The sequence below is a fragment of the Bradyrhizobium sp. Ken51 genome (genome assembly GCF_055807435.1).
This window is the reverse complement of the sequence record NZ_JBVVPB010000023.1, coordinates 81,287-95,425: the sequence shown is the minus strand read 5'-3', so window position 1 is coordinate 95,425 and position 14,139 is coordinate 81,287. Positions and strand designations below refer to the sequence as shown.

Here is a 14,139-nt window from a genome sequence, read left to right as displayed (position 1 = left end):
CGAATGCCTAAGCCTTCAAAAACCCGTGCCGCCAGAATCCCTTAAGGCTCGCCGGGCGTGACTAGAACGCCCGAACGTTTACGCCGGTACATAAGGACTTAGAGATCAGAACCACTGCACGAGATGTCGTATCTGACAATCCAAACGCTACAATATGGCGTGACTCCCGCGCAAGAGTCCGCCGACTCGCTTCCACATGTTCCGTGGTGAAATCCCGCAAAATCGGCACCGCAAGACTACGGATCCAGCGTTTCGCGAGGCTTTCCGGGCGGCATTGACACCGGTTTCACCGGGCCTAAGATAGTCGTGCGTGCCGCCCTCAAGAGGCGGCACGTTTCGTTTTCCGGGCCGGTCGATGGTGCGTTGCGCAATGCACGCACACCGTCCGCAACATTCAAGTGATCGTCATGACTAACAGCGTAGCGCCGCATTTGCTCCCCGTTTTCGCCAGGTCCGACCTCGGTTTCGAGCGTGGCGAAGGCTGCTGGCTGATCGCGACCAATGGCGAGCGCTATCTCGATTTCACCTCCGGGGTGGCGGTGAATGCGCTCGGTCATGCCCATCCGGCGCTGGTCGCGGCGTTGCAGGAGCAGGCCGCTAAGCTCTGGCACATGTCGAACCTGTTCCAGAGCCCGGACGGCGAAAAGCTCGCCGCGCGCCTGTGCAATGAAAGTTTCGCGGACTTCGTGTTCTTCTGTAATTCCGGCGCCGAGGCGCTGGAAGGTGTGATCAAGCTGGTCCGCCATCATCACTTCTCCAACGGGCATCCGGAGCGCTATCGCATCATCACGTTCGAAGGCGCCTTCCACGGCCGCACGCTGGCGACGCTGGCTGCGACGGGTTCGGCAAAATATCTCGAAGGTTTCGGCCCTCCGATGGAGGGCTTCGACCAGGTTGCGCATGGCGATATCGAGGCCGTGAAAAAGGCGATCGGTCCGCACACCGCCGGCATCCTGATCGAGCCGATCCAGGGCGAGGGCGGCGTGCGTTCGGCAACGCCCGCCTTCCTCAGGGCGTTGCGCCAGCTCTGCGACGACAAGGGCCTGCTGCTCGCCTTCGACGAGGTGCAGACCGGCATGGGCCGCACCGGCGATCTGTTCGCGCATCGTCGCACCGGCGTCACCCCCGACGTGATGTCGCTGGCTAAGGCGCTCGGCGGCGGCTTCCCGATCGGCGCGGTGCTCGCGACTGCAGACGCGGCTGCCGGCATGGGGCCCGGCTCCCACGGCTCGACCTTCGGCGGCAACCCGCTCGCGATCGCGGCGGCAAACGCCGTGCTCGACGTCATGCTCAAGCCCGGCTTCTTCGACCACGTGCAGAGGATGTCGCTGCTGCTCAAGCAGAAGCTCGCCTCCGTGATCGACCGTCATGGCGATGTCGTCAGCGAAGTGCGCGGCGAGGGCCTCCTGATCGGCATCAAGGCCGTGGTGCCTTCAGGCGATCTCGTTGCCGCCTTGCGCGCTGAAAAGCTGCTCACCGTCGGCGCCGGCGACAATGTCGTGCGTTTCCTGCCTCCTTTGATCGTCACCGAAGCCGAGATCGAGGACAGCGTCGGGCGGCTCGAGCGCGCCTGCACGGCGTTGTCCGGCAACAAGCGGGCGGCAAGCTGATGAACAAGTCGCCCGACAAAACACCCAAGAAAACACCGAAGCACTTCCTCGATATCAACGAGCTGCCGCTGTTGGAGCTCAAGCGCATGCTGGCCGCGTCCACCGCGATGAAGGCGAAGCAGAAGGCGCATCAGCCGGTCAGGCCGCTCGAAGGCAAGACGCTGGCGATGATCTTCGAGCGCCCCTCGACACGGACGCGGGTGTCTTTCGACGTCGCCATGCGCCAGCTCGGCGGCGAGCCCATCATGCTCACCGGCGCCGAGATGCAGCTCGGCCGCGGCGAGACCATCGCCGACACCGCGCGCGTGCTGTCGCGCTATGTCGATGCCATCATGATCCGCATCCTTAATCACGATGCCCTGCTGGAGCTTGCGGCGAACGCCACCGTACCCGTCATCAACGGCCTGACGCGGCGCTCGCATCCCTGCCAGGTGATGGCCGACCTCATGACGTATGAGGAACATCGCGGCCCGATCGAGGGCAGGACCGTGGCCTGGACCGGCGACGACAACAACGTGCTGGCGTCCTGGGCGCACGCCGCCGAGCGCTTCAAGTTCCAGCTCAATGTCGCGACGCCGCCGGAGCTCGCGCCGAAAAAGGCGATGCGCGACTTCATCAAGGCGACCGGCGCGCCGATCATGCTCGGTACGGATGCCGAAGCGGCCGTGCGCGGCGCCGATTGTGTCGTAACCGACACCTGGGTGTCGATGGGCGACAAGGAAGGCGAGCACCGCCATAACGTGCTCAAGCCATATCAGGTCAATGCCCAGCTGATGTCGCTGGCCAAGCCCGATGCGCTGTTCATGCACTGCCTGCCCGCCCATCGCGGCGAGGAAGTCACCGACGAGGTGATCGACGGTCCGCAATCCGTCGTGTTCGACGAGGCCGAAAACCGCCTGCACGCACAGAAGGGCATTCTGGCCTGGTGCTTCGACGCGGTGAAGTAACGCGGCCGATGAAGCAGGTTTGGATCGTCGTCCTGGCGAAAGCCAGGACGACACTGAGTGTGCCGCGCTTGTTTGCGATCCAATCGTTGCCTGGAACACTCAGCCCGCCCCCCTTCCAATTCCGCCTTCCGACCCCAGATAAAGCGCCATGGTTTCCCAATCCCCAGACATGAAAACCGGGCCCGAAGGCCCGGTTCGCGCGCCATCCGCAGTTCCGATCGATGACGCCGTGCTGCCCTACGAGGTCGACGCGCTCGACGTGCGCGGTCGCCTGGTGCGGCTTGGTTCGGCGCTCGACGAGATCCTGACCAGGCACGATTATCCCGCGCCGGTCGGCAAGCTGCTCGGCGAGGCCATCGTGCTGACTACGCTGCTCGGCTCCTCGCTGAAATTCGAGGGCCGCTTCATCCTCCAGGCCCAGACCGACGGTCCGGTGTCGTTCCTGGTCGTGGACTACCAGGCGCCGGATCGCCTGCGCGCCTATGCCCGCTACGACGCCGCGCGCCTCGGGGATGCAAAAGATTCCGGCGCGCTGCTGGGCCACGGTCATCTCGCCATGACGATCGACCAGGGCCCCGACATGAGCCGCTACCAGGGCCTGGTCGCGCTCGACGGCGGCAGCCTCGAAGACGCCGCTCACGAATATTTCCTGCGCTCCGAGCAGATCCCGACCCGCGTGCGTCTCGCGGTGGGCGAGGAGTGGCGTTCGAACGACGGCGGCAAGCATCGCTGGCGTGCCGGCGGCATGCTGATGCAGTTCCTGCCGAAGGCGCCCGAGCGCGCGCGGCAGGCCGATCTGCATCCCGGCGATGCGCCCGAAGGCGTCGAAGTGCATGCCGTCGCTGAAGACGATGCCTGGGTCGAGGCGCGCTCGCTGATCGAAACCGTCGAAGACGTCGAGCTGATCGATCCCGAGCTGTCCGGCGAGCGGCTGCTCTACCGTCTCTTTCATGAGCGCGGCGTGCGCGTGTTCAATCCGCTGGCCTTGAAGGCGCAATGCTCCTGCTCGCGCGATGCGGTCGCATCGATGTTGAAGAGCTTTTCGCCCGACGACCGCGCCGCGATGGTCAAGGACGACAAGGTCGTCGTCACCTGCGAGTTCTGCTCGTCGGTGTACGAGTTCACACCGGATGAGGCGGGCGTGGAAGACGCGTAGGCTGCCCCTCCGTCATTGCGAGCGGAGCGAAGCAATCCAGGATCTCTCCGAGGAAAGACTCTGGATTGCTTCGCTGCGTTCGCAATGACGAGGTTCGGGGAAGCCGCGTGCCAGGCGCTCGTACACCGTACGACACCGCGCTAATTCAACACCCGCTTGTTGTCCGGGCTGTCCAGCGAGAACGTCGGCACGTCGATCTCGAAGCGCTCGCCGGTTGCGCTGACCATCTGGTAGCGGCCGGTCATGAAGCCCGAGGCGGTCGTGAGCGGTACGCCGGAGGTGTATTCGAAGCGTTCGCCGGGGGCGAGCGTCGGCTGCTCGCCGACCACGCCCTCGCCCTTCACCTCCTGCTGCCGCCCGGTGGCGTCGGTGATGATCCAGTGCCGCGTCTTGAGCTGCACGGTCTCGTCGCCGGAATTGGTGATGACGATGGTGTAGGCCCAGAAATAACGGGAGCGGTCGGCCGACGACTGCTCCGGAACAAAGTTCGGCTCGACGGTCACTTCGATCTGGCGGGTCACGGCGCGGTACATGATTGCCATCATACCGAAATCCGCCCGGGAACCAAACGCCGGAGGCGGCTTTAGCGACATCGTCCCGCCAGAATTCGCAGGGAAGTACACGTCCAAATGTACTTGCAAATGTATTTGCATGTGATCCGGTCGCTTTGCGAGATGACGGCCGGACCGGTACACTCCTTGCCACGTCGCGATTTGCGGAAGGGTTTTTAGGCCCCCGATGACCATTGCCGACCAAGTGACGGGATCGACGATCGCGGGAACTGCTAAGCCTGTGGAGGCCAAGTCCGCGGGGACGAAGCGGCGCGCGGCCGCGCCGGCCATTTCGCTGCCCGCCATCGGCGAGCGCGAGCTCCGGCTCGACCTGTTCCGCGGCCTCGCGCTGTGGCTGATCTTCATCGACCATTTGCCGCCGAGCCTTCTCACCTGGTTCACGATCCGCAATTACGGCTTCAGCGACGCCACCGAGATCTTCATCTTCATCTCCGGCTATACCGCCGCCTTCGTCTACGGTCGGGCGATGCTGGAGTCCGGCATCGTCGTCGCCACCGCGCGCATCCTGCGGCGCGTCTGGCAGATCTATGTCGCCCACGTCTTCCTGTTCACGATCTTCCTTGCCGAAATCTCCTACGTCGCGACCAGGTTCGAGAACCCGCTCTACACCGAAGAGATGGGCATCATGGATTTCCTCAAGCAGCCCGACGTCACGATCGTGCAGGCGCTGCTGCTGCGCTTCCGTCCCGTCAACATGGACGTGCTGCCGCTCTATATCGTGCTGATGCTGGCGCTGCCCTTGATCCTGTGGCTGATGAAATGGCGCCCCGATGTGACGCTCGGTCTCTCGGTCGCGCTCTACGCGGTGACCTGGGAATACGACCTCTATCTGTCGGCCTATCCGAACGGCTTCTGGGCCTTCAATCCCTTCGCCTGGCAATTGCTGTTCGTGTTCGGGGCATGGTGCGCGCTCGGGGGGGCGCGCCGGATGTCGCGCATTCTGGCTTCGCGGGTGACGATGTGGATCGCGATCGCCTATCTGGTCGCGGCATTCTACGTGACGCTGACCTGGTATGTGCCGCAGCTCTCCCACTTCATGCCGAAGCGGCTCGAGCAGTGGATGTATCCGATCGACAAGGCCGACCTCGACGTGCTGCGCTTCACGCATTTCCTGGCGCTGGCCGCGCTCACCGTGCGCGTCCTGCCGCGGGACTGGCCGGGCCTGAAATCGCCCTGGCTGCGGCCGCTGATCCTGTGCGGCTCGCATTCCCTGGAGATATTCTGTCTCGGCGTCTTCCTCGCCTTTGCGGGCCATTTCATCCTGGCCGAGGTCTCGGGCGGCCCGGTCATGCATGCGCTAATTAGTCTCTCCGGAATCCTGATCATGTGGGCCATGGCCTGGCTGATTTCGTGGTACAAGCGGGTGGCTGATAAGAGCGGTTCGAAAACCAAAAGCGCCGTCGGCAGCGCCGATATGGCGGGAGGGGGCTGATGAAGGCGAAGGTTTTCCTGAGCCTGATCCTGCTGTGCGGTGGTCTCGCCGCGCCTCCGGCGCGCGCGGGCGATGCTGCGTCTGCTGCTTCAGCCGCGCCTGCAGCCTGTGAATTGCCATCCTATCTGCTCAGCAGCGAAAGCCAGCTTCCCAAGGTCGCCGATGCCATCAAGGCCGGCAAGCCGCTCGAAATCCTGGTCATCGGCAGCCGTTCGACCACGATTCCGGCTTCCGAGGACGCCTCTTATCCCGCGCGGATGCAAGCCATTCTGAAGGACAAGCTGCCGCCGTCCGAGGCGGTGCACGTCTCCGTAGAAATACAGAGCAAGAAAACGGCGGAGGAGGCGGCCGCCAGCTTCGTTAAGCTGATGGAAGCAAAAGCGCCTACTTTGGTCATCTGGCAGACCGGGACCGTGGATGCTATCCGAGCCATTGATCCCGACGATTTTCGTGGCGCGGTGACCGAAGGGGTTGTTGCGTTGCAAAAGGCAGGGGCTGACGTCGTCTTGATGAATTTGCAGTACAGTCCGCGTACCGAAACCATGATCTCGGCGCCGCCATACCTCGACAATATGCGGGTGGTGGCGCAGGAGCACGATATTCCGCTGTTCGATCGTTTCGCGATCATGCGGCAGTGGAATGATCAGGGGCAGTTCGACCTGTTCAGCCCGTCGCGCGGGCCTGAGCTGGCGAAACAGGTCCATGATTGCCTTGGCCGGGCGTTGGCACAGTTCGTGATCGACGCTGCCCATCTGGAGCCGGCCCAGCAGCAAAATTGAGGTCTAGCGTTAATGAGTTCTCTCCGCCCTTTTTGCCTGACGGCATGGCTGGCTGTGCCCGCAGCAGCGCTGCTGCTGGTGCTGAGTCCGGCCTCGCAGTCGCACGCGCAGACGCAGGCCGCGCAAGCAACGCCGGCCCCGCAGCAGTCGGCTAATCCGGCTCCCGCTTCGCCGTCCCAGACCACCGTCGCAGCGACGTCCCCCGACCAGCGTGGCATTACGGCGCGCGCCATCGACAAGGTGAAGCAGGTCGCGAAATCCGCCGGCGACATTTTCAGCCGCGTCCCCTGCCTGTCGCCGAAGGGCGGCTCGAAGGCAATGGGCTCGCTGCCGCACGTCGCGGGCAAGCTCGTCGCCGGCCAGCCCGTCGTCATCGTCGCATTCGGCTCGTCGTCGACCGCGGGATTCGGCGCGAGCTCGCCTGAGTTCAACTATCCCAATCGCCTTGCCGCACAGCTGCACCGGCACTATCCGACCGCGGACATCACCGTCGTCAATGCCGGCGTCGGCGGCGAGGACGCGCCCGAGATGATGAAGCGCCTCCAGAAAGAGGTGATCGATGTGCATCCGGATCTGGTGATCTGGCAGGTCGGCACCAATGCCGTGCTGCGCAATCTCGATCCCGGCGAGACGGCCAAGCTCGTGGAGGACGGCATCGCCAGCATCCAGGCTGCCGGCGGTACTGACGTCGTGCTCGTCGATCCGCAATATTCGCCCGCCGTCAACCAGCGCGCGGACAGCGCCGGCAAGATGGTGAAGCTGCTCGGCAAGGTCGCCGAGCTCCGTCACGTCGGCATCTTCCCGCGCTTCGAGGTGATGCGCGACTGGCACGAGAAGCAATCGATTCCGGTCGAGAGCTTCGTGATCGCCGATGGCCTGCACATGAACGATTGGGGTTATGCCTGCTTCGCCCAGCTCCTCGGCGACGACATCATCCGCTCCGTCGGCCAGATCAAGCTCGGCGTCAACGTGCCCGGGGACGTGCGGACGTACCGGCCGATGTGACTTGTCGTCCCGGCGAAGGCCGGGACCCATACCGCGTGATCCATCAATGGTGCGCGGTGTTCGTGCCGCGCCCCTTAACTCTGGGTCTTCGCCAAACTGCTTCCTGTGGTTATGGGTCCCGACCTTCGCCGGGACGACAATAATTCACGCCTTCTCCAGTGCGGCGGTCAGATCCTCGATCAGATCATCCGCGTGCTCCAGCCCCGCCGAGAAGCGGATGAAGCCCTCGCTGATGCCGAGCGCGGCACGGTCCTCTGGCTTCAAACGTTGATGCGTCGTGGTCGCGGGATGCGTGACGAGGCTCTTGGCGTCGCCGAGATTGTTCGAGATCTTGGCCAGCTTGAGCTCGTTGAGCACGCGGAACGCCGCCTGCTTGCCGCCCTTGACCTCGAGACCGACCAGCGTCGAGCCGCCGCGCATCTGCTTCTTCACCAATGCAGCCTGCGGATGATCGGCGCGGCCGGGAAACACCAGCCGCGAAATCTTCGGATGGCTCGCCAGCACGTCCGCGATGCGCGCCGCCGTCTCGGTCTGCGCGCGCACGCGCACGGCGAGCGTCTCCAGGCCCTTGAGCAGGACCCAGGCGTTGAATGGCGAGATGGACGGGCCGGTCTGGCGCATGAAATTATGGATGTGCTCGGCGATGAACGCTTCCGAGGACAGGATGATGCCGCCGAGACAGCGGCCCTGGCCGTCAATGTGCTTGGTCGCCGAATAGACCACGACGTCGGCGCCGAGCGCGAGCGGGCTCTGCCAGATCGGGGTGGCGAACACGTTGTCGACGACGAGCCGCGCGCCGCCGCTGTGTGCGATCTCGGCAATGCCGGGAATGTCGAGCACGTCGAGCGTCGGATTGGTCGGGCTCTCCAGGAAGAACGTCTTGGTGTTCGGCTTCATGGCGCGCTGCCACTGGTCGAGATCGAGGCCGTCGACGAGCGTGGTCTCGATGCCGTAGCGCGGCAGCAAATCCTGCACGACGTAGAGACACGAGCCGAACAGCGCGCGCGAGGCCACGACGTGATCGCCGGCCTTGAGCGGCGCCAGGATCGCTGTCGTCACCGCGGCCATGCCGGTCGCGGCCGAACGTGCCGCTTCGGCACCTTCGAGCTCGATCATGCGGCGCTCGAACATCGCAATGGTCGGATTGGAGTAACGTGAATAGATGAAGCCGGGGTCCTCGCCCTTGAACCGCGCCTCGCACTCCTCGGCGCTGTTGTAGACGTAGCCCTGGGTCAGGAACAGCGACTCCGAGGTCTCGCCATATTGCGAGCGCAGGGTGCCGGAATGGACCAGGCGGGTTTCGGGACGGTAGTGCGCGGTGGGCGCCGGGGGCTTCGACATAGGATCTCCTCTGCGTGACCATCGAAATGGTCACAAAAAAACCGGCCTGGAATATCTCCACGGGCCGGGATCACAGAGGTCCCCGGCCTGTTTAGCGACTTATTTAACGTGGCTGCAAGCCGGCCGGCTCAAATCACCACGGGATAAGTCATGCTCATATTCCGCAATGCCCTTTCCGTCAAGACGTCCATCGGATAGCCGTAAAACGCTATTATTTCCCCGTGTGTCGGGATGAATTGGACCCCTATGAGGACCCCCGGTTGACGTTCACGGTTGCCGCCGACGCCAATGGTATCCTGCCCGACCGCATGATCGCGGCGATGGCGGAGGGCGGTCTCATCCTGCCCGCATACGATTTCGTCGAGAGCCAGATCCAGCCGGCGAGCCTCGACCTTCGCCTCGGCGACATCGCCTATCGCGTTCGCGCCAGCTTCCTGCCCGGTCCCGGCGCCACCGTCGCCGAGCGCATCGACGAGTTGAAGCTGCACGAGTTCAGCCTCGCCGACGGCGCAGTGCTGGAGACCAACTGCGTCTACATCGTGCCGCTGCTCGAAAGCCTCGCGCTGCCGCCGGAGATCGTCGCGGCCGCCAACCCGAAAAGCTCGACCGGCCGGCTCGACGTCTTCACCCGCGTGATCGCCGATGGCACCCGCCGCTTCGACATGATCGGCGCCGGCTATCACGGCCCGCTCTATGCCGAGATCAGCCCGAAGACGTTCCCGGTGCTGGTCAGCGAAGGCTCGCGCCTGTCGCAGGTGCGCTTCCGCACCGGCGACGCCATCCTCAACATCGACGACCTTGAGGCGTTGCACGCGACCGAGCGTCTCGTCGATATCGACGATGCCGATCTCACCGGCGGCGTCGCCGTCTCTGTTGACCTTTCCGGCGAGAAGAGCGGCGGCTTCGTCGGCTATCGCGCCAAGCGCCACACCGGCGTGATCGACGTCGATCGTCGCGCCGGCTATTCCGTCGACGAGTTCTGGGAGCCGATCTCGGCCCGTCCCGACGGCAGCCTGATCCTCGATCCCGGCGAGTTCTATATCCTGGCGTCGAAAGAGGCGGTGCAGGTGCCGCCCGATTACGCCGCGGAGATGGTGCCGTTCGATCCGCTGGTCGGCGAGTTCCGCGTGCATTATGCCGGATTCTTCGATCCCGGCTTCGGCTATGCCGGTGCCGGCGGGCTGGGCTCGCGCGCCGTGCTCGAAGTGCGCTCGCGCGAGGTGCCGTTCATCCTCGAGCACGGCCAGATCGTCGGCCGCCTCGTCTACGAGAAGATGCTGGCTCGCCCCGACGCCATGTACGGCCAGCGTATCGGCTCGAATTACCAGGCCCAGGGGCTGAAGCTGAGCAAGCATTTCCGGGTGTAGCGATAGCCTCACCTCCGCTGTCATGCCCCGGCTTGACCGGGGCATCCAGTACGCCGCAACCTATCGGTTCGATGACATCCGCTTCTGGAATACTGGATCGCCCGATAGAGTCGGGCGATGACACCGAATCTGTGTCAGGATGAGAAGCGAAATCCGGGCTACGTCCGAGGTGGCGAAATGACAGATCAATCCCAACTGGACGCAAAAATTCTCGACGACGTTGCAGACGCGCTGATCTATTCGGATCGCTCCGGCACGATCATGCGCTGGAATCGCGCATCGTCCGCACTGTTCGGCTTCTCCGCGGACGAAGCGCTGGGCCAGAATCTCGACCTGATCATTCCCGAACATCTGCGCGCCGCGCACTGGAAAGGCTTCGAGGCCGCGCTTGCCAGCGGCGCGATGAAGCTTGCGGGCAAGCCGACACTGACCCGCGCGCTGCACAAGGACGGACGCAAGCTCTACATCGAGATGACCTTCGCGCTGGTGCGGGACGCCGCTGGAGTGGTGCAGGGATCGGTGGCGATGGCCCGTGACGTGACCGAGCGCGTCGAGCGCGAGCGTGCCGCCAAAGCTGCGCAAAACTAAGCCTCGCAAAATTCGTGATGCGGAATTGGCGAGCCGGCGTGCAGGGCGCCCTGCGTGCGGCTCAGCTTGTCCCTCACCGGATGCAGTGACACACTCGATCAAAACAACGATCGGGAGCGAACATGGCCGCCGCATCAGACCCCGCGCAGGAAGCTCAATGGAAACGCTGGCGCGCGGTTGCCGATCTCTATCACGCCTATTTTACCGGCCTGATCCTCACCGTGGTCACGCGGCGCGGCACGGCAGATGCTGCGGAGTTCGTGTTTCGCGTGTTTCGCCGCCAGCAGCAGGAGCGCTTCCTGCCGGGGCTGGAGAAGCTCGGGCTGAGCCATCTGCCGCCCGCTGTGGCGGCCGCGCAATATCACTACCTCTCGAACTGGATCGGCGGGGTGCACGTCGAATACATGTATGAGAGCGACCGCAAAGCCTGGATCCGCTATCCGCCGCCGCGCTGGATCTGGAAGGGCACCGCGATCTGCGGAGTGCCGGGCGAAGTCTCACGCGCAATGCTGCGCGGTTGGCACGCCAACAACGGTGTCGCGCTCGGCGATATCAGATTGGGGTTCGTCTGCACCAAGCAGAGCGTCGACGGCCAGGACGGGCTCGAAGGCTACTATTATCAATATGACCAGCCGCTCGAACTCGACCAGCGCCTCGTGTTCGCGCGGCATCTCGAAGCGCCGCTGTTCGATGCCGCCGCGGCTCCGGCATTGCCGGTCGCAAGCTGGCCGAGACCGCGACTGGAAAAAGCCTATCGCAACTACGCCATGGAATATGTGCGCACTGCCGCGCCCGTAATGGTGCAGCTGTTCGGTCCGGAGGATGCGGGTTATCTCCTGCACCTCACCGGCAAGCTGATCGGGATGCAATATTTCGATGAGGTCGCTGCGGCGCTGTCGATGGGCCGCGGCGGTGCGAGCGAATTCGCGACGTTCCTCAACGCGCTGTTGGTCGCGCAGGACGATGCGGCTGAGACGACACAATCCGAAGGCACGTTTGAAATCCGTCAGCAGAGCTGGAAGTTGATGGACGGCGTCGCCGATCACCACCCAGCTTGCGCCGAGGTGCTGGCGGGGTTGTTCGAGGGGCTTGCCGCCGGATGCGGGCGGCACATCGGCGTGCACCTGTCCCCGACACCGGGCGGCCGTCCGCCGTTGCTCTGGCGCATCGGTTAATTCCTCCACGAAATGCGCTGCCGCAGGGCACGCCTGCACCTGGCGCAGGAGGAATCGCTGCGCGTCGTGCTAACAAGCCTCTCGTTGCGCCCTGCGCGCGAACCAATTCATTGGCACACCTAAGCATTGCTGCGCCGCAAATGGCGCTTCGCCCGGAGAGGACATGTCAGACATCGCCGAAATCCCGGTCGATGAACAAGAGCGTCCGCTGCCGCCGCCCCCGCGCCCCGTGAGGAGCGCGCTGACGGACGGGCCGATCCTGCGCACGTTGCTCGGACTGGCGTGGCCCAACGTTGTCGCGCTCTCCGCCGGTACCTGCACAGTGATTGCGGAGACCTCCTATATCGGACGTCTTGGTGTGGAAGCGCTGGCCGCGATGGCGCTGGTGTTTCCGACAGTGATCCTGACCATGACCATGTCGGGCGGTGCGATGGGCGGCGCGGTAGCCTCCGCCATCGCGCGGGCGCTCGGCGCCGGCGATCGCGAGCGTGCTGGGACGCTCGCCGCGCACGCGCTGCTGATCGGCATCAGCTTCGGCCTCGTCTTCATGCTGGGCATGCTGATCTTCGGACCCAAGGTGCTTGAGATGCTCGGCGGCCGCGGCGAGGTGCTGACGCATGCGATCGCGTACACCCAGGTGTTTTTCGGCGGCGCCGTGCTGCCTTGGCTGCTCAACACCATGGCCGGGGTCCTGCGTGGCACCGGCAACATGAAGCTGCCGTCGCTGTTGATCCTCAATTCTGCGGCCTGGCAGATCGTGCTCGGCGGCACGCTCGGCCTCGGGCTCGGTCCGGTGCCGCAATTCGGCATGCGCGGCGTCGCCGCCGGCGCGCTGATTGCCTATTGCATGAACATCGGCGTGATGGGCTGGTACCTGTTCTCCGGCCGCGCCCGCGTGACGCCGAAGCTGCGCGGACTTCGCATCCAATGGGCGATGTTTTTCGACATCCTCAAAGTGGGCGCCGTTGCCTGCTTCTCGCCGCTGCAATCGGTGCTGACAATCTCGATCTTCACCCACATGCTTGCGAAATTCGGCACCGCGATCCTCGCCGGCTACGGCATCGGTGCGCGGCTGGAATTCCTGCTGACCTCGATCGCGTTCTCGTTCGGCATCGCCTCGGTGCCGATGATCGGCATGGCGGTCGGCGCCGGCCGCATCGCCCGCGCCCGGCGCATCGCCTGGATCGCGGCGGCGAGCGCCTTCGTCGCCGTCGGTGCACCGGCGTGCCTGGTTGCGATCTTCCCCGATCTCTGGGTCAACATCTTCACCGACAGCGCGACCGTGCGCGCGACCAGCCATCAATATCTGTCGACGGTGGCGCCGTTCTACGCCTTCATCGGCCTCGCCTCGACGATGTATTTCTCGTCGCAGGGCGCTGCGAAGGTGATCGGGCCGGTGCTGGCGCAGACCGCGCGGCTGATCTACATCGCGGCGGTCGGCTGGTGGCTGTCGACGCATGATGCCACCGCGCAAAACTTCTTCTGGCTGGCGGCGAGCTCGATGGTCGTGCTCGGCCTGCTCTCGTCCTCCAGCGTGGTGCTGACACGCTGGGGACCGCGCCAAACCAAACCTGCGATCAGGCCGGCTCTGTCGGCCGCTGCGGACTAGCGGTGCCGGTGGCGGCGATGGCCGCCACCGACGTTGGTGAGCCGCATCAGTTGCGGAATCATCGCCATCATGTCGCCGCCACCGGCGCCGCCGAGCATGCCCATGATATCGCCGCCACCCATGCCGCCCATTCCGGTCGGCATGTATCCGCCTGCGCCCATCGGCGCGTAGCCACCGTAATTGGGTGCACCGAAACCGCCGCCGAGATTGCCGCCGCCGAGGCCACCAATTCCGCCGCCGCCATTCTCCATCATGCGGCTCATCATCGGGCCCATGGTCTGCATCATCATGCCGAAGCGGCGCTTGCCCATCTTGGCCTTCATCATCTCCAGCATCGGTGCCATCTGCGTCATCATGTCCTCGCCGCCGGCACCGCCGCCGCCGAGGAACTGCGCCTTTGCCGGCGCGCTCGAAATCGAAAACATCAGCAGCACGGCGGCTGCCTGGCAGATCACCTTGTCCGCACCTCTCATGGCCTGCTCCTCGCGTGCGTGGCGCCGCCGGGAGAGCGGAGCCAACCGGGCGCACGCCGCCATGGTTATTGCGGACGAGGGCTGG

Annotated in this window: 13 protein-coding genes and 1 riboswitch; of the genes, 10 read left to right on the top strand and 3 right to left on the bottom strand. The window is 64.6% G+C overall.

Features of this window, described 5'->3' with window-relative positions; all coding sequences use genetic code 11:
• Nucleotides 1-407 precede the first annotated feature (407 nt).
• The 3 genes from AC0L27_RS30250 to AC0L27_RS30240 all read left to right on the top strand — a co-directional run bounded on the left by AC0L27_RS30250 (nucleotide 408) and on the right by AC0L27_RS30240 (nucleotide 3,713).
• Nucleotides 408-1,610 (top strand): aspartate aminotransferase family protein, encoded by a 1,203-nt coding sequence (locus AC0L27_RS30250; RefSeq protein WP_275168448.1) that lies wholly within the window; start codon nucleotides 408-410, stop codon nucleotides 1,608-1,610.
• Nucleotides 1,610-2,557, top strand: coding sequence for an ornithine carbamoyltransferase (gene argF / locus AC0L27_RS30245; RefSeq protein ID WP_473321396.1), 948 nt, complete (start codon nucleotides 1,610-1,612; stop codon nucleotides 2,555-2,557). The genes AC0L27_RS30250 and argF overlap by 1 nt, the downstream gene beginning before the upstream one ends.
• A 148-nt stretch (nucleotides 2,558-2,705) precedes the next feature.
• A complete protein-coding gene (locus tag AC0L27_RS30240; protein ID WP_354206141.1) occupies nucleotides 2,706-3,713 on the top strand; it encodes an Hsp33 family molecular chaperone in 1,008 nt (335 codons plus the stop codon).
• A gap of 140 nt (nucleotides 3,714-3,853) precedes the next feature.
• Here the strand turns inward: AC0L27_RS30240 and apaG are convergent, their stop codons facing one another.
• Nucleotides 3,854-4,246 carry a Co2+/Mg2+ efflux protein ApaG gene (apaG, locus tag AC0L27_RS30235; RefSeq protein ID WP_027514422.1) on the bottom strand — a complete coding sequence of 131 codons (393 nt, stop codon included), beginning with the start codon at nucleotides 4,244-4,246 and terminating at the stop codon, nucleotides 3,854-3,856.
• 205 nt (nucleotides 4,247-4,451) lie between these two features.
• Between apaG and AC0L27_RS30230 the strand changes: the two genes are divergently transcribed.
• From AC0L27_RS30230 to AC0L27_RS30220, 3 genes are read left to right on the top strand one after another with little or no spacing between them, the layout of a single operon-like run.
• Nucleotides 4,452-5,717 carry an OpgC domain-containing protein gene (locus tag AC0L27_RS30230; protein ID WP_354206145.1) on the top strand — a complete coding sequence of 422 codons (1,266 nt, stop codon included), beginning with the start codon at nucleotides 4,452-4,454 and terminating at the stop codon, nucleotides 5,715-5,717.
• Nucleotides 5,717-6,496: an SGNH/GDSL hydrolase family protein gene (locus AC0L27_RS30225; RefSeq protein WP_275168444.1), complete on the top strand. Its 780-nt coding sequence runs from the start codon at nucleotides 5,717-5,719 to the stop codon at nucleotides 6,494-6,496. The genes AC0L27_RS30230 and AC0L27_RS30225 overlap by 1 nt, the downstream gene beginning before the upstream one ends.
• Nucleotides 6,497-6,508: 12 nt before the next feature.
• Entirely contained in the window at nucleotides 6,509-7,501 is a 993-nt protein-coding gene (locus tag AC0L27_RS30220; RefSeq protein WP_275168443.1) for an SGNH/GDSL hydrolase family protein, read from the top strand.
• Between the two features lie 144 nt (nucleotides 7,502-7,645).
• On the opposite strand, the gene AC0L27_RS30215 is transcribed toward AC0L27_RS30220, so the two are convergent.
• Nucleotides 7,646-8,842 (bottom strand): O-succinylhomoserine sulfhydrylase, encoded by a 1,197-nt coding sequence (locus AC0L27_RS30215; protein ID WP_275168442.1) that lies wholly within the window; start codon nucleotides 8,840-8,842, stop codon nucleotides 7,646-7,648.
• 70 nt (nucleotides 8,843-8,912) lie between these two features.
• Nucleotides 8,913-8,992, bottom strand: a riboswitch (SAM riboswitch).
• Nucleotides 8,993-9,102: 110 nt separating this feature from the next.
• Between AC0L27_RS30215 and AC0L27_RS30210 the strand changes: the two genes are divergently transcribed.
• From AC0L27_RS30210 to AC0L27_RS30195, 4 genes are all read left to right on the top strand, one after another.
• Nucleotides 9,103-10,209 carry a 2'-deoxycytidine 5'-triphosphate deaminase gene (locus AC0L27_RS30210; RefSeq protein ID WP_275168441.1) on the top strand — a complete coding sequence of 369 codons (1,107 nt, stop codon included), beginning with the start codon at nucleotides 9,103-9,105 and terminating at the stop codon, nucleotides 10,207-10,209.
• Between the two features lie 177 nt (nucleotides 10,210-10,386).
• Complete coding sequence (locus AC0L27_RS30205; RefSeq protein WP_275168440.1) at nucleotides 10,387-10,797, top strand: PAS domain-containing protein; 411 nt, start codon at nucleotides 10,387-10,389, stop codon at nucleotides 10,795-10,797.
• A gap of 122 nt (nucleotides 10,798-10,919) precedes the next feature.
• Nucleotides 10,920-11,972, top strand: a complete 1,053-nt coding sequence (locus tag AC0L27_RS30200; RefSeq protein ID WP_354063969.1) for a hypothetical protein — start codon at nucleotides 10,920-10,922, stop codon at nucleotides 11,970-11,972.
• A gap of 163 nt (nucleotides 11,973-12,135) precedes the next feature.
• Nucleotides 12,136-13,581, top strand: a complete 1,446-nt coding sequence (locus tag AC0L27_RS30195; RefSeq protein WP_354063971.1) for an MATE family efflux transporter — start codon at nucleotides 12,136-12,138, stop codon at nucleotides 13,579-13,581.
• On the opposite strand, the gene AC0L27_RS30190 is transcribed toward AC0L27_RS30195, so the two are convergent.
• Nucleotides 13,578-14,054 (bottom strand): hypothetical protein, encoded by a 477-nt coding sequence (locus AC0L27_RS30190; protein WP_354063973.1) that lies wholly within the window; start codon nucleotides 14,052-14,054, stop codon nucleotides 13,578-13,580. The genes AC0L27_RS30195 and AC0L27_RS30190 overlap by 4 nt on opposite strands.
• Nucleotides 14,055-14,139 lie beyond the last annotated feature (85 nt).